Here is an 18650-nt window from a genome sequence, read left to right as displayed (position 1 = left end):
GGCCCGCAGATGACTTCGAACCAGACCGCGGATCGCAGCAGCCGGTCGGTGTGCGATCCCGCCGAGCTGCGCACCCTGTTCCTGTTCGAGAAGCTGAACGACGAGCAGCTGGCCTGGCTGTGCGCCGACGGCCGGGTGGAGACGATCGAGCCGGGGGTGGTCTTCCGCGAAGGCGACCCGGCCACGTGTTTCTACGTGCTGATGGACGGCGAGCTGGTGCTCTCCAAGCAGTCCGGCGGCGCGGAGATCGAACTGGTCCGCACCGAGCATCACGGCGCCTACGCGGGCGCCTGGATGTCCTACATCGGCGACAAGGTCGATCAGACCTACAGCGGGACGATGCAGGTGACGCGGCCTTCGCGGTTCTTCGTGCTGGACGCCGACATCTTCGCCAGGATGATGCACGAGTGGTTCCCGATGGCCGTGCACCTGCTCGAAGGGGTGTTCTTCGGCAACCGCAACACCAACGCGCGCATCGGTGAGCGGGAACGGCTGCTCGCGCTCGGTTCGCTGTCGGCGGGCCTCACCCATGAGCTGAACAACCCGGCCGCCGCCGCGGTGCGCGCCACGGCGGGCCTGCGCGAGCGAGTCGCGGGCATGCGGCACAAGCTGGCCATGATGGCGGAGGGCAAATTCGATCCGTCGTCCCTCGGCGCGTTGGTGCGCCTGCAGGAGGAGGCCGCCGCCCAGGTCGCGAAGGCTCCGGAGCTGACGCCGCTGGAGGCCGCCGACCGCGAGGACGTGCTCGGCGAATGGCTCGAGGAGCACGGGATCGCCGACGGCTGGAATCTCGCGCCGAACTTCGTGCAGGCCGGGTTCGACACCGACTGGCTGGAGCGGGTGGCCGCCACCCTGGACGGCGCGCCGGAGCAGGTGTTCCAAGGGGCCGTCCGCTGGCTGAACTACACCATCGAGACCGAGCTGCTGATGAACGAGATCGCCGACTCGACCACGCGCATCTCCGCGCTGGTCGGCGCCGCGAAGCAGTATTCGCAGATGGACCGGGCGCCGTTCCAGGTGGTCGACATCCACGAACTGCTCGACAGCACCTTGGTGATGCTCAGCCGCAAGATCGGCGACGGCGTGCACGTGGTCAAGGAATACGACCGGACGCTGCCGCAAGTGCCGTGCTACGCGGCGGAACTCAATCAGGTCTGGACCAATCTCATCGACAACGCCGTGTACGCGATGAACGGCGAGGGCACGCTGACCATTCGCACCAGGCACGAGAACGATTGCGCTGTGGTGGAGATCGGCGATACCGGATCGGGGATACCGCCGGAGGCCCGCGGCCGGATCTTCGAACCGTTCTTCACCACCAAGCCGATGGGTGAGGGCACCGGCCTGGGGCTTGATATCTCGTTCCGCATCGTGGTCAAGAAACACAACGGCGACATCAGGGTGGACTCCGAGCCCGGCGACACCAGGTTCACCGTCTGGCTGCCGCTGCGCCGCCCCCAAGCGGAAGTCGTCGCCACGACCGACCAGGAAGGACAGGCATGACCGAGCAGATCGCGGGCATCGACCCGGCCGCACCACCGAGCGGTCCGGGGTGCCTGGAGTGCGAGCAGGTCTCCGGCTGGTGGGTGCATCTGCGCCGCTGTGCCCAGTGCGGGCATGTCGGCTGCTGTGACACCTCACCCGCCCAGCACGCCACCGCGCACGCCAAGAGCACCGGGCACCCGTTCATCCAGAGCTTCGAGCCGGGCGAGGACTGGTACTACAACTTCGAGACCGAAGAGATGTTCAGCGGCGGACCGGAATTGGCGCCGCCGCACAGTCATCCCGCCGATCAGGGCGCGCCGGGCCCGCGCGGACGGGTGCCAGCGGATTGGCAGGCACACATCCACTGACCGCGCCGCAACCGGTACGCTGCTGCGAACGCCGGGGCCTCCGGCGCAACGATCCACCCGGGAAAGCACGGTATGAAACGAACTTCCGCCATCGTCCTGGTCGCCGGGACGGTGGGTTTCCTGCTGGCAGGCTGCGGCGGAGGGGACGAGTCCACCGACGCGAACGGATTGCGCAAGGGCTCGGTGAGCGCGACGGCGGCAGCCTCGGCCGCCCGTACGACGACCGCTTCCGGCACCGCGACATCGACCGCCCCGGCGGATACGGACACCACCACCACGACGAAGCAGCGCGATCCCGCGCTCGGTCCGGCGTCGAGCACCACCTGCGGTGAGTTCCGCAAGCTCGACACCGACGCGGAGAAAGCGCTGATCGAGCAGATCCTCGCGGAGAACCCGGGCGGCCCGTTCGACGGCAGCCCGAATGTCGCGCTCGGCACCGCCAAGCTGGTGTGCCTGGCGCCGAGCGTGGCCGACACCTCGGTCGCGGTCGCCGCCGGAATCGTCGAGAAGTAGCCGCAGATCAGCTCGCGGGCCGTGACCGATCACCGGCCGCGCGGCAGAATGGCACAGTGGCAGAACTGGCACTCACCGCCCGCCTGAATTCGTCGGCCGCCGATGCCCGGCGCGGGGTGGTCCGCCTGCACCCGGAGGCGCTCACCGCGCTGGGGCTGCGGGAATGGGACGGGATCATGCTGGTCGGCTCGCGGCGCACAGCCGCGGTGGTCGGCATCGCCCGCCAGGGCACGCCCGCCGGGGTGGCCCTGCTCGACGACGTCACGCTGTCCAACGCGGGGCTGCGCGAGGATGCGACGGTGGTGGTCTCCCCCGCGACCGTCTACGGCGCGAAACAGATCACGGTGAGCGGTTCGGTGCACGCCACCCGCACCATTCCGGCCGCGACCCTGCGCCAGGCGCTGCTGGGCAAGGTCGTCACCGTCGGCGACGCGGTCTCCCTGCTGCCGCGCGACCTGGGCCCCGACATCAGCTCCACGGCGGCCACCCAGGCGCTGTCGCGCACCTTCGGCATCGCCTGGACCACGGAGTTGCTCACCGTCACCGGCACCGACCCGCGCGGGCCGGTGAGCGTGCAGCCGAATACCGCGGTGTCCTGGGGGGCCGGCGCGGTCGCCGCGCGGGACGCCGCCGATCTGGCCGGGGCGGGCACCCCGATACCGGTGGGCACGGCGTCGTGGGGCGCCACCGAAGCCGCCGCCATGGACACGGCCGCGGCCACCAACGGCGCCGCGATGGCCAGGATCTCGGCCGCCGACCTGCCGAGCATCTCGGTCGAAGAGCTCGCGGGCGCGCGCGGCCAGGCCGCGAAACTCCAGGAGTGGCTCAGCCTCGCGTTGGACGAACCCGAGTTGCTGCGCACGCTGGGCGCGCGCCCACATCTCGGCGTGCTGATCACCGGTCCGGCCGGTGTCGGCAAAGCCACGCTGGCCCGCGCGGTCGCTGGATCGCGGCGCGTGGTGGAGCTCGACGGCCCCAGCGTGGGCGCCGCCGAGAGCGGAGCGCGGCTGCGCGAGGTCGCCGAGGCGGTGGCCGATATCGGCTGCGGCAAGGGCGGCATCCTGCTGATCACCGACATCGACGCCCTGCTGCCCGCGGACCCGGAGCCGGTCGCCACGCTCATCCTCGACCAGCTGCGCGCCGCGATCGCCGGACCGTCCGTGGCCTTCCTGGCGACCACGTCGCACCCGGCCGGCATCGACCAGCGCTTGCGCGCCCCCGATCTGTGCGACCGCGAACTCGCGCTGCCGCTGCCGACCACCGCCGTGCGCAAGGCGCTGCTCGAGTATCTGCTGCGCCGGGTGCCGACCGCCGAGTTGCGGCTCGACGAGATCGCCGAGCGCACGCCCGGCTTCGTGGTGTCCGATCTGGCGGCGCTGTGCCGGGAGGCGGCCCTGCGCGCGGCCTCGCGGGCCAGGGAGCACGGCGAGCCGCAACTCACCCAGCCCGACCTGCTCGGCGCGCTCGAGGTCATCCGGCCGCTGTCGCGCTCGGGCATGGAGGAACTCGCCATCGGCAGCCTGAGCCTCGACGACGTCGGCGACATGGCCGAAACCAAGCAGGCGCTGACCGAGGCGGTGCTGTGGCCGCTGAAGCATCCGGATTCCTTCGCCCGGCTCGGCATCGAGCCGCCGCGCGGTGTGCTGCTCTACGGCCCGCCGGGCTGCGGCAAGACCTTCCTGGTGCGGGCGCTGGCCGGTACCGGTCAGCTCAGCGTGCACGCGGTCAAAGGCGCCGAACTGCTGGACCGGTGGGTCGGCTCGTCGGAGCGCGCGGTGCGCGAGCTGTTCCAGCGCGCCCGCGATTCCGCGCCATCGCTGATCTTCCTGGACGAGGTGGACGCGCTTGCCCCGCGCCGCGGGCAGAGCGCCGACGCGGGCGTCGGCGATCGGGTGGTCGCGGCGCTGCTCACCGAGCTCGACGGCGTGGAGCCGCTGCGCGACGTGGTGGTGCTCGGCGCGACCAACCGGCCTGAGCTGATCGATCCGGCGCTGCTGCGTCCTGGCAGGCTGGAGCGGCTGGTGTTCGTGCCGCCGCCGGACGCCGACGCGCGCAGGGAGATCCTGCGCACGGCGGGCCGCGCGGTGCCCTTGGCCGCCGACGTCGACCTCGACGCGCTCGCGGAGGAACTGGAGGGCTACTCCGCCGCCGACTGCGCCGCGCTGTTGCGTGAATCCGCGCTCGCGGCCATGCGCAGGGACGTGCACGCGGCCGACGTGACCGCCGCGGACGTGCTCGCGGCCAAGGCGGTGGTGCGGCCCTCGCTGGACCCGTCGCAGATAGACACGCTGCGCCGGTACGCGGACAGCCGCGGCTAGGTCACCAACCACCCCCATTGGACAATCTTCGGCAAATCGTCGCTTCCCGCATTTTTCCCATCGGAGACATTTACGGGCGAATCGTCGGCAATCACAAGATCACGTGATCACCACGGGTATGTTCGACAACCGTGCGCAGGGTCGGCGACATTGTCGACGCGACCACGGCCTTCACGGGAGCCGCGGTCGCGGGCGTCACGCTGTTCCTGCCGGTCACCGTCAGCCCCTCCGGCCAGTCCGCCTCGTACCGGATCGCCGGGCTGCTCAACAGCGTGCCGCGCAGCGCGGCGCTGGGCGTGATCGTCGCCGTGGCGGTCGCCGTGCTGGTCGCCACCACATCGCGGCCGCTGACCGGGTGGGCGACGGCGACCGCCGCCGCGCTGGCGCAGCTGATCAACCACTTCGCCGGACACCGGGTGGCCACCGCCGAGATACTGACCACGCAGAACTACATCGACTCGATCTGCGCGGCGGTGCTGCTCGGCGGCCTCGGCGCCGTGGTGCTGCGCAGGCCGCTGCCCGCCGCGGCGTTCGCGGTGGGCGGCGTCGGCTTCTTCGGCTTCGGCGATCTCGCGGGCGTGCTGAACATCAACGCCGACCCGTACGCGGTCCTGGAGACCCCCACGCGCTGGATGATCGGCGTGGCGCTCGCCCTGCTGGTGATCAGCACCTTGCACAACTGGAAGCGCACCGAGGAGGCGAAGACGCCGCGCATGGCGATCGCCCTGCCGGTGACGCCGATCCTCGCCGCCATGGTGCTCGCGCTGGTGGTGCTGGCGGGCACCGAATGGCTGGGCCGCCAGTACAGCAAACTGCCGGCGGAAGGTCACGCGGTGGAGATCGCGATCGTCGTCGCGGCGACGATCGTCAGCGCGACGGCGGCCGCCATGCTGCTGCCCGGCCGCGACGGCACCGGCGTGTATCTGGCCGTGAGCCTGACCGCCGCGGTCGACGCCGTGGGGTACGCGGTGCGGCCCGGCTGGACCTCCGCGGTGCTCATCGCGTTGACCGCGGCCGGACTCGTCGTCGGCGTCAGGATGCCGTCGACCGCCCTCGCCATCCTGCTGCTGACGGGCATCACGGTCTTCGCCCTGATCACCTCGACGTCCGCCGGCACCGTCGCCTTCGCGGTGATCAGCGGAGTCATCGCGCTGACCGCCGGTTACTGCTGCGGCACGGCCCGGCCGCACTACGCGCCCAGCGGCGTGCTCGCGATCAGCGCGCTCTATCTGCCTTCGGCGGTCTCGGTGATGCCGGACCGGGTCAAGGACTGGCGCGAGGACGTGGCGGTACACGACGCGGCTCCGGGCCGCACCGCGCTGGCCATCGTCATCGGCAGCGCCGTCGGGCTCGTCATGCTGCGCAGCCTGCGGCCGCGCAGCAAGTCCCAAACGAATGGGCAACCGGAGAGCGAGTCATTAGCGGACATATAGCTTCGGTTCGGGCGGATGGCGTACACCATACTCACCCTTTCCCCGGAAAAAGCACGCCTTCCGTAGGCTTGTGCCGGACACCCCGCCGCCCCTACCCGACGGAGTGAAGTTTGCTCGCAATCCTGCTCGTGCATGCGGCAGCCGCCCTGGCGGCTCCGCTGTGGGTGCGGGCACTGGGGCGCAACGCTTTCTACCTGCTCGCGGTGGTCCCGCTCGGCGGCTTCGTCTGGGTGCTCGCGAATTGGTCCGAGCCGCAGCGAGTTCGGCTCACCTGGGCGCCTAGCATCGGCCTGAACATCGATCTGGGCTTCGACACGCTCGCGGCGGTGCTGTGCGCGCTGGTCCTCGGCATCGGGGCGCTGGTGCTGGTCTACTGCGCCCGGTACTTCGAGGACGACGAGCCGCGCCTCGGGGTGTTCGCCGCCGAGCTGGTCGCGTTCGCCGGAGCCATGTTCGGACTGGTGACCAGCGACAACATGCTGCTGCTCTATGTGTTCTGGGAGGCGACGACGGTGCTGTCGTTCCTGCTGATCGGGCACAACGCCGAGCAGGCGGCCAGCCGGAGGGCGGCGATCCAGGCGCTGCTGGTGACCGGCGCGGGCGGGTTGACGATGCTGGCGGGCATCGTCGTGCTCGGCGCCGCGAACGGCAGCTATCTGCTGTCGGATCTGCTCGGCGCACCCGCCCCGAGCGGGACGGCGGTGAATGTCGCGGTGGCCCTGATGCTGGTGGGCGCGCTGACCAAATCCGCCGTGGTGCCGTTGCATTTCTGGCTGCCCGGCGCGATGGCGGCGCCGACGCCGGTGAGCGCGTACCTGCATGCCGCGGCGATGGTGAAGGCCGGGGTGTATCTGATCGCGCGGCTCGCACCGGCGTTCGCGCAGAATCCGGTGTGGCATCCGCTGGTGCTCACTCTCGGCCTGGCCTCGATGCTGCTGGCCGGGCTGCGCTCGCTCCAAGTGGTGGATCTGAAACTGGTGCTCGCCTTCGGCACGGTGAGCCAGCTGGGATTCCTGATCGTGCTGGTCGGCCTCGGCACGCCCGCCGCCGCGCTGGCCGGAGTGACGATGATCATCGCGCACGCGCTGTTCAAGGCCTGCCTGTTCCTGGTGGTCGGCATCATCGATCACGGTGCGGGGACGCGGGATCTGCGCCGGCTGTCCGGGCTGGGCCGCCGGGCTCCGGTGCTGTGCGCCACCGCGGCGCTCGCCGCGCTCAGCATGGCGGGCATACCGCCGCTGATCGGCTTCGCCGGAAAAGAGAGCGCGCTGAACGCCGTCCTGGACTCGGACGTGCTGGCCGCGCCCGTGCGGGGCGTGGTATTCGCCGGGGTGGTACTGGGATCGATGCTGACCGTCGGCTACAGCGTCCGGTTCGTCTGGGGCGCTTTCGCGGACAAGCGCGGCGCGCCGGAACCCACTGCCGGCGCGACGCCCGTCGCCCACCATCCCAGCGAGGTACCCGTCGCCGAGGACCAGCCGGAAGCCGAGCGTCGCTTGCGCTGGCACCCGCCGGGTGCGCTGTTCCTCGCGGCGCCGGTGATCCTCGCCGTCGCGAGCCTCGCGGCCGGCTTCGCCCTGGCCTGGCTCGACGCACGGTTGAGCCCCTATGCCGAGACACTGGCCGGGCCGCCGCCTCCGCATCTGGCGTTGTGGCACGGATTCGACCCCGCGCTGGCGTCGACGCTGCTGATCGTCGCGGTGGGTGTGGTGCTGTGGCGGCTGCGCGACCGCTTCGCCGAATCGGCGCACCCGCGCCTCGGCAACGCCGACCGCGCCTACGACGCCACGCTGCGCGCGATGGACACCCTCTCGCTGCGGATGACCGGCGCGGTGCAGCGCGGCTCACTGCCGTTGAGCCAGGCCGCGATCCTGGTCACGCTCATCGTCCTGCCGACGGTCCTGCTCGCCGTGGGCACCCGCACGGGTGTCACGCTGCGCCTGTGGGATTCGCCGCTGCAAGCGGCCGTCGGCGCCGTCATGGCGGTGACCGCGCTCGCCGCGACGGTGCTGCGCAACCGGCTGGCGAGCGTGCTGGTCGTCGGCGTGACCGGATACGGCAGCGGCGTGATCTTCGCGCTGCACGGCGCCCCCGACCTCGCGCTGACCCAGTTCCTCGTGGAAACGCTGACCTTGGTGATCTTCGTGCTGGTCCTGCGCGCTTTTCCCGCGCGGATCGAGGCGAGCCGAACCGCCGCATTCAAGGTGCGCAGGGCGATGCTGGCCGCCGGAACCGGGACGGTGGTCGCGGTCATGGCCGGGTTCGCCGTCGCGGCCCGCACCGCCGAACCCATCTGGCCCCGGATACCCGACGCCGCCTACGCGTTCGGCGGCGGGAAGAACGCCGTCAACGTCCTGCTCGTCGACCTGCGGGCCTGGGACACCCTCGGCGAGATCTCGGTGCTCGTCGTCGCGGCCACCGGGGTCGCCTCATTGGTGTTCCGCAGCAGGCGTTTCGGCAGCGCGCCGCGTGCGACGGACTCCCCCGACTACGATCCGGAACTGGTGAGCTGGCTGCCCGCGGGCAGATTGATCGGCCGGGCCGAACGGTCGATGGTCCTGCAGATCACCACGCGGCTGGTGTTCCCGACCATCATGGTGCTGTCGGTCTACTTCTTCTTCTCCGGCCACAACGCTCCCGGCGGCGGGTTCGCGGGCGGGCTTACGGCGGGGCTGGCGCTCACGCTGCGGTATCTCGCGGGCGGACGCTACGAATTGGGCGAGGCGCTGCCCGTGGACGCGGGCCATGTCCTCGGCGCGGGCCTCACCCTGGCCGCCGGCACCGCGGTGTCGTCGCTGCTGCTCGGCGCGCCGCCGCTGTCCTCGGCGATCATCGACGTCTCGCTGCCGGTGATCGGCCACGTCAAGGTGGTCACCGCGCTGCTGTTCGATCTCGGCGTCTACCTCATCGTGGTCGGCCTGGTGCTGGACGTGCTGCGCAGTCTCGGCGCGCGGCTGGACAGCGAACTCGCCGACGCCGAGCCCCCCGCGGCGAACGGAGGTCCCCGGACGTGACCGCGAATCTGACCCTGCTGGTGGTGATCGGCATCCTGGTCGCGTGCGGGGTGTATCTCATCCTGGAACGCGCCGTGTCGAAGATGCTGCTCGGGCTGATCCTCTTCGGCAACGCGGTGAACCTGCTGATCATCACCGCGGGCGGCGGCAACGGCAAACCGCCCATCCACGGCTCGGCCGACACCGAGGAGATGGCCGACCCGCTCGCCCAGGCGATGGTGCTCACCGCCATCGTGATCACCATGGGCATCGCGGCGTTCGTGCTCGCCCTCGCCTACCGCGCCTACACGCTCACCACCAGCGACGACGTCGCCAACGATCAGGAAGACGTCGATGTCGCCCGGCGGCGCGCCGGAGAGGACCCGGAGACGTGACCCTCTCCCCCGGCCTGCTGCCGATCCTCGCTCCGCTACCGGTGCTCGTCCCGCTGCTGGGCGCCGCGGCCACGCTCGTGTTCGGCCGCAGGCCGCGCATCCAGCGCGCGGTCAGCGTCGGTGCGCTCGCCGGTGGCGTGGTGATCTGCGGGCTGCTGCTGTTCCTGGTCGACCGGGACGGCACCACGGCGGTGCAGGTGGGCGACTGGGCGGCGCCGATCGGCATCACACTGGTGGTGGACCGGCTGTCGGCGGCGATGCTGCTCGTCTCGTCCATCGTGCTGCTGTCGGTCAACCTCTACGGCGCGGGCCAGAACATCCGCGACGGCGACGAGCGGCAGCCGACCTCGATCTACCGGCCCACGTATCTGGTGCTCAGCGCCGGCGTCTCGGCCGCGTTCCTGGCCGGAGACCTGTTCAACCTCTTCGTCGGCTTCGAGATCCTGCTGGCGGCGTCCTTCGTGCTGCTCACCGTCGGCGCGACCACCGAACGCATCCGCGCGGGCGTGGCCTATGTGATGGTCTCCATGGTCTCGTCGCTGATCTTCCTCACCGGCATCGGACTCACCTACGCCGCCACCGGAACCCTGAACCTCGCCCAGCTCGCGGTCCGGTTCGGCGCCGTGCCCGACGGCACCCGCACGGCGATCTTCGGCGTGCTGCTGGTGGCGTTCGGCATCAAGGCGGCCGTCTTCCCCCTGTCGAACTGGCTGCCCGACTCCTATCCGACCGCTCCGGCGCCGGTCACGGCCGTGTTCGCCGGTCTGCTCACCAAAGTCGGTGTGTACGCGATCATCCGGACCCATTCGCTGCTGTTCCCCGACGGCGGCTTCGACTCGGTGCTGCTGGTGTGCGGCCTGCTCACCATGCTCATCGGCATCCTCGGCGCCATCGCGCAGAGCGACATCCGCCGTCTGCTGTCGTTCACGCTGGTCAGTCACATCGGATACATGGTGTTCGGCGTCGGCCTGGCCAACGCGGCCGGGCTGTCGGGCGCGGTGTTCTACGTGGCGCACCACATTCTGGTGCAGACCACCCTGTTCCTGGTGGCCGGTCTGATCGAGCGACAGGCCGGATCGACCTCGCTGCGCAGACTGGGCGGGCTCGCCGCGGCCAGCCCACTGCTTGCCGTGCTGTTCCTCATCCCAGCGCTGAATCTGGGTGGAATACCGCCGTTCTCCGGGTTCATCGGCAAGGTCACGCTGTTGCGGGCGGGCGCGGAGAGCGGCAGCGTGCTGGCCTGGGTGCTGGTCGGCGGCGCCGTGCTCACCAGCCTGCTCACCCTCTACGCCATGGCCAGGGTGTGGAGCAAAGCCTTCTGGCGGCCTCGCGAGGACGCGCCGGAGGGCCATCTCACCGCCGCCAAGCCGCCCACGCTGATCGAGGAAGCGACCGACGTGCACTACGACGAGCGCACCGATCCCGGCCGGATGCCGCCGCTGATGGTGCTGTCCACGGCGGCGCTGCTGGCGGTGGGGTTGGGCCTGACGGTGCTGGCCGGGCCGATCCTCACGATCGCCGACCGGGCCGCGGCGGACCTGCGCGATCCCGGCGTGTACATCGGCGCGGTGCTCGGTGATCCGCACGGAGGCCCGCGATGAGCATCGAGCAGACCGGGCGGAGCCGCAAGCGCGATCTGACGGTCCGCATCGGCATCCTCATGTGGCTCACGGTGGTCTGGGTGGCTTTGTGGGGCGATCTGAGCACGGCGAATGTGCTGGGTGGACTGGCGGTCGCCGCGCTGATCATGGTCGCGCTGCCGTTGCCCCGCGTGCCGGTGTCCGGCCGGCTGAACCCGCTTCCCCTGCCCGAATTGATCCTGGCGAGCGCGTATTACGCGCTGGAGTCGAGTCTGCAGGTCGCCTGGTTGGCGATCCGCCCCGCGCCGCCACCGGTGTCCGGGGTGCTGCGCGTGTATTCCGCCACGCGCTCGGACCTGGTGCTGGTGCTGTGGACCGACCTGCTCAACCTGATCCCGGGCACCATGGTGCTGGAGATCGACCGCAGGCGCTGTGTCGTCTACGTGCACGTGCTCGACGTCGGCAGCGACGCGGCGGTGGCCGCCTTCTTCCGCACCACCCGGCGGCTGGAACGCCTGCTGATCGAAGCCTTCGAACGCCCGACCGGGTGGCCGTACTCCCGGCCGCCCTCACCCCCGGAGGTGACATCGTGACCGTCGTCGCCGTCATCGCCGCCGTCATCCTGACCGCGGCGGCACTGCTCACCACATATCGCGTAGTCATGGGCCCGAGCACGCTGGACCGGGTGGTCGGCATCGACTCGTTGATGGCCATAGCCGCCTCCGGGCTGGCCGTGTGGGCCGCCTACAGCGCCGACACCACCGTGGTGCCCGCGATCGTCGCGCTGGCGCTGGTGGGGTTCCTCGGCTCGGCCGCGGTGTCGCGATTCCGGGTGCGAGACGACACATGAATCTGTGGCACGTCTTCGCGGGCGTCCTGATCCTCCTCGGCTCGACGCTGGCGCTCACCGCCGCGATCGGGATCGCGCGCTTCCCCGACACCCTGACCCGGATGCACGCCGCCACCAAGCCGCAGGTCATCGGGTTGATCCTGGTGCTGGCGGGCGCCGCGATCCAGCTGCGCGGGCACGGCAACGTCTGGGCGCTGGTGCTCGTCGGGCTGTTCACCCTGCTCACCGCCCCGGTGATCGCCCACCTGATCGGCCGCACCGCCTACCGCGAGCAGCGCCACCGCGACGGCCTGCTGCGCGTCAACGAGCTGCGCGACGACGACATCGATTAGCCGCGACCGGCCTCAGCGCGCGACGGGCTCGACGCCGACCAGCCGCACGCACGGGGCCGCAGCGCACCACGGGCTAGCGCACCACGGGCTCAGCGCCACGACGGGCTCGACGCCGACCAGCCGCACCACGGGCTGGCGCACCACGGGCTCAGCGCCACGACGGGCTCGACGCCGACCAGTCGCGCGCACGGCTCAGCGCGCGACGGGCTCGACCTCGGGTGTCGCTTGCCGCGGCTGCCGCGCGGTCGCGAACCACGTCGCGTGGAACGCCGCGGCCAGTCCGGCCAGCAGTCCGAGCACGACCGTGCCCGCGAGCACCGGATACTCGGCCATCGGGACGGCGAGGTACCGGTAGGACAGCAGCAGCGCGGCAAGCACGACCGCACCGGTGCCGACCAGCCGGATCCGGAACCATCCCCAGCCGCGCTCCGGTTCGCGCAGCGCCGACTCGACGGTGAGGCACAGCACCGCGCCCGCGACCAGGTCGACGCCGTAGTGGTAGCCGAACCCGAGGGTGGCGGCGAGCGTCGCCAGCAGCCAGAACGCGCCGCCCCAGCGCAACCAGCGCGGGGCGGGTTCGCCGTCGTCGTCGCGGCGGGTGTGCAGGAACACCGACAGCGCCCACGCGGTGTGCATCGAAGGCATGCAGTTGCGCGGAATCGGCGCGTCGAACGACAGCGGCATCGGCGTCCGATCGATCGGCGGCACCACTCCCGGCCAGTAGTTGCCCAGTTGCAGCCCGTTGCCGTCCGGCCCGTACGCGAACATCGGACCGACCACGGGGAAGAGCACGTACACCAGGGGGCCGATCAAGCCGAGCACCAGGAAGGTGCGCACCAGGTAGTGCGACGGCCACCGGCCCGACGACGTCACTCGGCGCAACTGCCACACGGCCACGACGATCGCCGCCACCGGCAGCTCGATGTAGACCCAGTGCAGTACCGCGTAGGCGACGGGCCCGAGCGCGTCCACTGCCCGCCCGAGCACCCACGACGGATCACCCAGCGCGTGATCGGCCAGGATCACGTATTCGTCCAGCACCGTGGGGCTGCCGAGCACGGTGATGTGCAGCCAGACATCGCCGACCTTGGTGGCCAGCACGAGCAACGCGCCGAGCGCGACGGCGTGCAGCGCGTCCCGCCGTTCGGCGCCGGACCAGCGCAGCCAGGCCACCAGCGCCAGGCCGGTCAGCACGAGCACGGGGCCGTTTCCGATCGCGAACGGCTCGCCCGCAAGCAAGCGGACGGCCGCCCACACCACGTCGACGGCGACCGCGGCGCCCACCGCGATCACCCGGCGCCGGGCCGAGAGGCCGACCAGCGCGAGCACCAGTCCGGCCCACGGCACCGACATGGATTTGGGTGTGCCGATGTAGTCCCGCCCCAAGCTCTCCAGCGGACCTTCGAATCCCTGCCACATGGCGACGCCCTGCAGCACGATCAGCAGAACCGGCACCGCGCCCACCGCCGCGGCGACCCGGACCCGAGTGGGCGATACGCGGCGCGCGACCGCGCTTCCTACGCTGGAACCCGGGTTTTCGACAAGCATCCGACCATAGTAAACGGGGGGTGAACGCCGTCCCCCTGGCCAGCTGAACAGCAACCGACCGGTACCCGGCGGGTCGTTACTGTTTCAACTCCTCGACCAGCGCGTCCACCACGGCGACCAAATCGCCCTGCGACGCAGCGGCAACCCGGCGCTGCCGCTGATAGGAGGCTCCGCGCTTGGGGATCTCGGCGACCAGCGCGAGTTCGTCCGCGCAGCCGAGGCGCGCGGCCGTCGGCTCCAGCCGGTTCAGCAGATCGTCCAGATCGTCGGTGACCAACCGCTCGTTGCTGTCGGAGTCGGTGATGATGATCGCGTCCAGCCCGTAACGCGCGGCGCGCCACTTGTTCTCCTGCACGTGCCACGGCGGCAGCGTGGGCAGCGTCTCGCCGTTCTCGACGCGGCGGTCGAGGTCGACGATCAGGCAGTGGATGAGCGCGGCCATCGCGGCGAGTTCGGCGCGTGTGGAGATGCCGTCGCAGACCCGCACCTCGATGGTGCCCCACTTCGGCGCCGGGCGGATGTCCCAGTGCATCCCGCCCAACTGCGTGAACACACCGGTTTTGACTTCGTCGTGCACGAAATGCTCGAACTGGGTCCAGTTCTCGAACTGGAACGGCAGACCCGCGGTCGGCAACTGCTGGAACATCAACGTCCGGTTGCTGGCGTAGCCGGTATCCGATCCGGACCACATCGGCGAGCCCGCCGACAGCGCCAGCAGGTGCGGGTACGACAGCAGCAACGAGTTGAGGATCGGAAAGACCTTGTCGCGGTGCGAGACTCCGACGTGCACGTGCACGCCCCAGATCATCATCTGGCGACCCCACCACTGCGTGCGCTCGATCAGCTCGTCGTAGTGCTCCGACCGGGTCAGCTGCTGGGCCGACCACTGCGCGAACGGATGGGTGCCCGCGCAGAACAGATCGACGCCGAGCGGGTCGGCCGCGCGCCGCACCGTGTTCATCGTGCCGGTGAGATCCTCCACCGCCGCGCCCACCGTGTCGTGCACGCCGGTGACGAGTTCGACGGTGTTGCGCAGCAATTCCTTGGTGACCTGCGGCGTTCCGTCGTGGGCGCGCAGGTCACCGAGGGAATCGAAGACCTCGGCGGCGGTATTCGACAGATCGCGGGTCACCTTGTCCACCAAGGCGATCTCCCATTCGACCCCGATGGTGGGCCGGGGCGAACCTTCGAAGGGAACGTGCTCGATTCCTGCCCCGGCCATATACCACCCGCGCTACTGGATCACGCCACAGGCGACACGGCCACCCGCGTCGCCCGTCGCTAGGGTCGACTCGTCGGGACCCGCGACGCCGTCGGCGCGGGAGTAACGGTTGGGGATGTTGCCGAAGTTGTCGGCGTCGGCGTGGATGATCAGGGCCTTGCCCTTCACGTCGTCCAGCGTCACCGCGTCGGTGGTGGTGACCAGCTTGCCGACGCCGTCGCCACGCACCTCGAGCGAGGTCAGATCACCGCTGGCTGGATGCGCGTTGGCGCTGCCGACCTGCAGGTGACCACCGGCGGAAAGGAAATCGCCCGCCGGGCCGCCGGTCGGCGCGACCGAGTTCGGCTCGCACTTGCCGACTTGGTGCACGTGCAGGCCGTGGAAGCCGGGACGCAGCCCGTGGGCCTCGACGGTGATCTGCAGGTGGTTGCCGTCCTTGGCGAAGTTCGCGGTGCCGACCGAGGCGCCCGAGGGGTCCTTCAGCTGGACGTTCACGCCCTGCTCGGTGTTCGGCGTTCCGCCGTGCTCGGTGCTCGACTGCCCGGCGGGGGCGGGGGACCCGGTCCACACCGGCGGAGTCGTTCCCTGGACGTCACTCGACTCCTGGCTGTTCGAGCAGGCGGCGAGGCCGAACACCGCGACCGCGAGCACCGGGGTCACAGTCCGCCAGGAAGGGCGTCGAGTTGTGGACGGGGCCATCGGGGAACTCCTTTACGAGTACCGAGTTTACGAGTAAAGCTGGGTGGACACGTTCGTTACCGGACAAGATGATGCCACGCCGTCCCGCCGTGCCCCCGACAGGGCGGCGCGCCCTCACCTGTGTTCGCCGGTCGGAGCGTGCGACCAGCGTCCACACGGGTCAGTTACCCGTGACGATCACCGTTACACCCGGCGCGGTGTCCCCGATCGCGCTCGACTTCGGCGCCACCGACGCGCCGAGCTGGTCCGCGATGGCCTGCGCGGCCTCCTTGTCACCGGACGAATCCCCGTAGTACACGGTGGTTTTGGCGATGCTGGCGCCCGGGTAGTTGCCCGTTTCCGCGATCGTCCACCCGCTCGCCTCGAGCTGACCCGCGGTTTTCGCGGCGAGTCCGGGCACCATGCTGTTGTTGAGCACGCGTACCGGGACCGAGCGCGCCGCCGTGGAGGTGGTCGGCGCGGCGGTGGTGGTCGGCGTCACGGTCGCCGCCGCGGTGGACGAGATCGACGCCTTGGGCGCGGTGGTGCTCGCCGGCACCTGAGGCGCGGCGCTCGCGCTCGAGGTCGGCGATTCGCTGGTTCCCGAGGCGTCGGTGTCGGCGTCGGAATTCGACAGCGACATCGCGCCGAGCCCTGCGAAGACGATGGCCAACGCGATCAGCACCATCGCCAGGGCGCGCAACGGTGGCCCACCGGAGGTGGGGTTCGGGTAGCTCACGTCCGCGAGCCTAGTCGCACGAAGCGGGTCCGGGTCCGCATCGCCGGGTCAGGCCTGGAATCCGAGCCGCCGCGCCGCGCGCGCCTTCTGCCTGCTCGCTCGCAGCCTGCGCAGCCGCTTGACCAGCATCGGGTCGGCCGCCAGGGCCTCCTGCCGGTCCACCACCGCGTTCAGCACCTGGTAGTACCGGGTCGGCGACATGGCGAACAGCTCGCGGATCGCCTCCTCCTTCGCCCCCGCGTACTTCCACCACTGCCGCTCGAAGGCAAGGATGTCGAGTTCGCGACGGGTCAGTCCGCTACCGTCGGCCTGCTCGGCCGCGGCGTGCTCCGTCGTGCCGTCTTCGCTCGCGGAAGGGCCGTTGTGGGTCGCGGGAAGATCCCGTGCCGCTGCGCCGTCCATCTCGCTCCCTCGCCGAGTGACCACCAGACGAAAATGGTGCTTGTACGTCGCGGAACATTCAACCACGCGCCGGGAGAATCGCCCGGCCCACAGCGCGGCGTGTTCCCTACCGGCCGGTAGTCCCGGTCACGGGTTCGGCACCCGAGGCGCTGTGACGTGGCGCGCACGGCAATAATTGGCGCATGGCAATCCTCCCGATCGTGATCGTCGGCGACCCGGTTCTGCACAACCCGACCGAGCGGGTCACTCGATCGCCGGAGGAATTGGCTCCGCTCATCGCGGACATGTTCGAGACGCTGGACGCGGCGCACGGCGTCGGGCTGGCGGCCAATCAGGTGGGCGTTCCGCTGCGCCTGTTCGTCTACGACTGCCCCGACCTCGGCGCGGACGGCACCGCCACCCGCCGCCGCGGCGTCGTGGTCAATCCGGTGCTGGAGACCTCGGAGGTCCCCGAGACCATGCCGGACCCGGACGACGACGAGGAGGGCTGTCTGTCGGTGCCAGGCGAGCAGTTCCCCACCGGCCGCGCCGAATGGGCGAAGGTGACCGGCACCGACGAGCGCGGCGAGCCGGTGGAGGTGGAGGGCAAGGGCTTCTTCGCCCGCATGCTCCAGCACGAGGTCGGGCACCTCGACGGGTTCCTCTACGTGGACGTGCTGATCGGCCGCAACGCGCGGGCCGCGAAGAAGGCGATCAAACGCAACGGCTGGGGCACACCGGGTCTGAGCTGGCTGCCCGGCACCGACCCCGACCCGTTCGGGCATGACGACTGATCCCGCGGCCGGCCTGCCCGATATCCCGCTCGGCCGTCGCGTGGTGCTGCGCTACCAACTGCCCGCGGGTTATCCACAACCACTGACCGACGTGATCGGCGAACTCGTCTCCCTCGATCCGCCGACGGTGCGCGGCGCGGGCGGCGAGCTGGTATCGGTCGCGCCGGAACGCGTGATCGCGCTGAAAGCCATCGGTCCGCGACCGATCCGCATCAGGGAGATCCGCGCGCTGGAAGCCGCGGCCGCCTACGGCTGGCCTGGCGTCGAGCACGCGTGGATCGACGGCTGGCTGGCGCGCGCGGGCCACGGATACACCGGGCGCGCGAATTCCGCTGTGCCGCTGGGCAACTCCGACGGTCCCGCCACCGTGTCGGCGGAGACGCTGCACCGGATCGGCGAGTGGTACACCGCGCACGGCCTGCCCGTGCAACTCGCGCTGCCCGATCGGCTGGCCCCGGTGCCGCCCGGCTGGCACAGCTGGCGGGAGACGATCGTGCTCGCCATCGATATCGACAACTTCGTGCTGCCGCAAGGCCCTTCGATGGTGCGGATCGCGCCCGCTCCCCACGCGGACTGGCTGGAGATGCACCGTCACAGCGGTGAAGACCCCGGCGCGCAGACGGTTCCCGCGCCCGATCCCGACGTGCTCACCGCGGTCATCGGCGGCGAACTCGGCTTCGCCTCGCTCGGTCTACCGCGTCCCATCGCGATCGGCCGCGGCGCGCTGACCACCGCCCCGGACGGGCGACGCTGGATCGGCCTCACCTGCGTGGCCGTCGCCGCCGCGCACCGCAGGCACGGACTCGGCTCGCTGGTCTGCGCCGAACTGATCCGCTGGGGCCGCGACCGCGGCGCGACCCACGCCTATCTCCAGGTGGAAGCCACCAACGAACCGGCCCGCGCGATGTACCGCGAACTGGGCTTCATCGAGCACCACACCTATCGCTACGCCGCGCCGGAACCGATCGCCGGGCCCGGCGGCCTGCGGTAGAACAGATCTGACACCCCGAAGGAAGGCCGT

At 70.7% G+C, this 18650-nt stretch carries 18 protein-coding genes; 13 read left to right on the top strand and 5 right to left on the bottom strand.

Translation table 11 applies throughout. The annotated features are described in order from the left end of the window. The first annotated feature begins 9 nt into the window (after nt 1-9). The 11 genes from ACWDMM_RS15775 (at nt 10) to mnhG (ending at nt 12267) form a co-directional block, all read left to right on the top strand. Nucleotides 10-1503 carry an ATP-binding protein gene (locus ACWDMM_RS15775; RefSeq protein ID WP_449938008.1) on the top strand — a complete coding sequence of 498 codons (1494 nt, stop codon included), beginning with the start codon at nt 10-12 and terminating at the stop codon, nt 1501-1503. Further along, nucleotides 1500-1853, top strand: a complete 354-nt coding sequence (locus ACWDMM_RS15770; RefSeq protein WP_195080748.1) for a UBP-type zinc finger domain-containing protein — start codon at nt 1500-1502, stop codon at nt 1851-1853. The genes ACWDMM_RS15775 and ACWDMM_RS15770 overlap by 4 nt, the downstream gene beginning before the upstream one ends. Before the next feature lie 72 nt (nt 1854-1925). Continuing rightward, the gene (locus ACWDMM_RS15765; RefSeq protein WP_449938005.1) at nt 1926-2366 is read left to right on the top strand and encodes a hypothetical protein; all 441 of its coding nucleotides are present in this window, start codon (nt 1926-1928) and stop codon (nt 2364-2366) included. Between the two features lie 56 nt (nt 2367-2422). Then, nucleotides 2423-4684 carry an AAA family ATPase gene (locus tag ACWDMM_RS15760; RefSeq protein ID WP_357109223.1) on the top strand — a complete coding sequence of 754 codons (2262 nt, stop codon included), beginning with the start codon at nt 2423-2425 and terminating at the stop codon, nt 4682-4684. Nucleotides 4685-4815: 131 nt separating this feature from the next. Then, nucleotides 4816-6117, top strand: a complete 1302-nt coding sequence (locus ACWDMM_RS15755; protein ID WP_357207327.1) for a hypothetical protein — start codon at nt 4816-4818, stop codon at nt 6115-6117. A gap of 110 nt (nt 6118-6227) precedes the next feature. Beyond that, the gene (locus ACWDMM_RS15750) at nt 6228-9131 is read left to right on the top strand and encodes a Na+/H+ antiporter subunit A (protein WP_357207325.1); all 2904 of its coding nucleotides are present in this window, start codon (nt 6228-6230) and stop codon (nt 9129-9131) included. Continuing rightward, nucleotides 9128-9505 carry a Na(+)/H(+) antiporter subunit C gene (locus ACWDMM_RS15745; protein ID WP_195080753.1) on the top strand — a complete coding sequence of 126 codons (378 nt, stop codon included), beginning with the start codon at nt 9128-9130 and terminating at the stop codon, nt 9503-9505. Before ACWDMM_RS15750 ends, ACWDMM_RS15745 begins: the two co-directional genes overlap by 4 nt. Further along, on the top strand, nt 9502-11106 hold the full coding sequence (locus ACWDMM_RS15740) for a Na+/H+ antiporter subunit D (RefSeq protein WP_357207323.1): 1605 nt from the start codon (nt 9502-9504) through the stop codon (nt 11104-11106). The genes ACWDMM_RS15745 and ACWDMM_RS15740 overlap by 4 nt, the downstream gene beginning before the upstream one ends. Further along, nucleotides 11103-11678, top strand: a complete 576-nt coding sequence (locus ACWDMM_RS15735; protein WP_195080755.1) for a Na+/H+ antiporter subunit E — start codon at nt 11103-11105, stop codon at nt 11676-11678. Before ACWDMM_RS15740 ends, ACWDMM_RS15735 begins: the two co-directional genes overlap by 4 nt. After that, nucleotides 11675-11935: a monovalent cation/H+ antiporter complex subunit F gene (locus ACWDMM_RS15730; RefSeq protein ID WP_067797007.1), complete on the top strand. Its 261-nt coding sequence runs from the start codon at nt 11675-11677 to the stop codon at nt 11933-11935. The genes ACWDMM_RS15735 and ACWDMM_RS15730 overlap by 4 nt, the downstream gene beginning before the upstream one ends. Further along, nucleotides 11932-12267 (top strand): monovalent cation/H(+) antiporter subunit G, encoded by a 336-nt coding sequence (gene mnhG, locus ACWDMM_RS15725; protein ID WP_357207320.1) that lies wholly within the window; start codon nt 11932-11934, stop codon nt 12265-12267. Before ACWDMM_RS15730 ends, mnhG begins: the two co-directional genes overlap by 4 nt. 192 nt (nt 12268-12459) lie before the next feature. Here the strand turns inward: mnhG and ACWDMM_RS15720 are convergent, their stop codons facing one another. From ACWDMM_RS15720 to ACWDMM_RS15700, 5 genes are all read right to left on the bottom strand, one after another. Continuing rightward, on the bottom strand, nt 12460-13815 hold the full coding sequence (locus ACWDMM_RS15720; RefSeq protein WP_357207318.1) for a phosphatase PAP2 family protein: 1356 nt from the start codon (nt 13813-13815) through the stop codon (nt 12460-12462). A 76-nt stretch (nt 13816-13891) separates the two neighbouring features. Further along, complete coding sequence (locus ACWDMM_RS15715) at nt 13892-15037, bottom strand: glutamate--cysteine ligase (protein ID WP_195080758.1); 1146 nt, start codon at nt 15035-15037, stop codon at nt 13892-13894. A gap of 12 nt (nt 15038-15049) precedes the next feature. After that, nucleotides 15050-15736, bottom strand: a complete 687-nt coding sequence (gene sodC / locus ACWDMM_RS15710) for a superoxide dismutase[Cu-Zn] (protein WP_195080759.1) — start codon at nt 15734-15736, stop codon at nt 15050-15052. Nucleotides 15737-15896: 160 nt separating this feature from the next. After that, a complete protein-coding gene (locus ACWDMM_RS15705; protein ID WP_195080760.1) occupies nt 15897-16454 on the bottom strand; it encodes a LytR C-terminal domain-containing protein in 558 nt (185 codons plus the stop codon). 48 nt (nt 16455-16502) lie between these two features. Continuing rightward, on the bottom strand, nt 16503-16856 hold the full coding sequence (locus ACWDMM_RS15700; RefSeq protein WP_195080761.1) for a DUF3263 domain-containing protein: 354 nt from the start codon (nt 16854-16856) through the stop codon (nt 16503-16505). A gap of 182 nt (nt 16857-17038) precedes the next feature. On the opposite strand from ACWDMM_RS15700, the gene ACWDMM_RS15695 reads away from it, so the two are divergent. Together ACWDMM_RS15695 and ACWDMM_RS15690 are read left to right on the top strand one after the other, a co-directional pair. Next, nucleotides 17039-17629, top strand: coding sequence for a peptide deformylase (locus ACWDMM_RS15695; protein ID WP_449937993.1), 591 nt, complete (start codon nt 17039-17041; stop codon nt 17627-17629). Continuing rightward, entirely contained in the window at nt 17619-18620 is a 1002-nt protein-coding gene (locus ACWDMM_RS15690) for an N-acetylglutamate synthase, CG3035 family (protein ID WP_357207315.1), read from the top strand. Before ACWDMM_RS15695 ends, ACWDMM_RS15690 begins: the two co-directional genes overlap by 11 nt. The last annotated feature ends 30 nt before the right edge of the window (nt 18621-18650 follow it).

This window comes from Nocardia sp. NPDC003726 (assembly GCF_053586955.1).
This window is presented reverse-complemented; position numbering and strand designations above follow the sequence as displayed.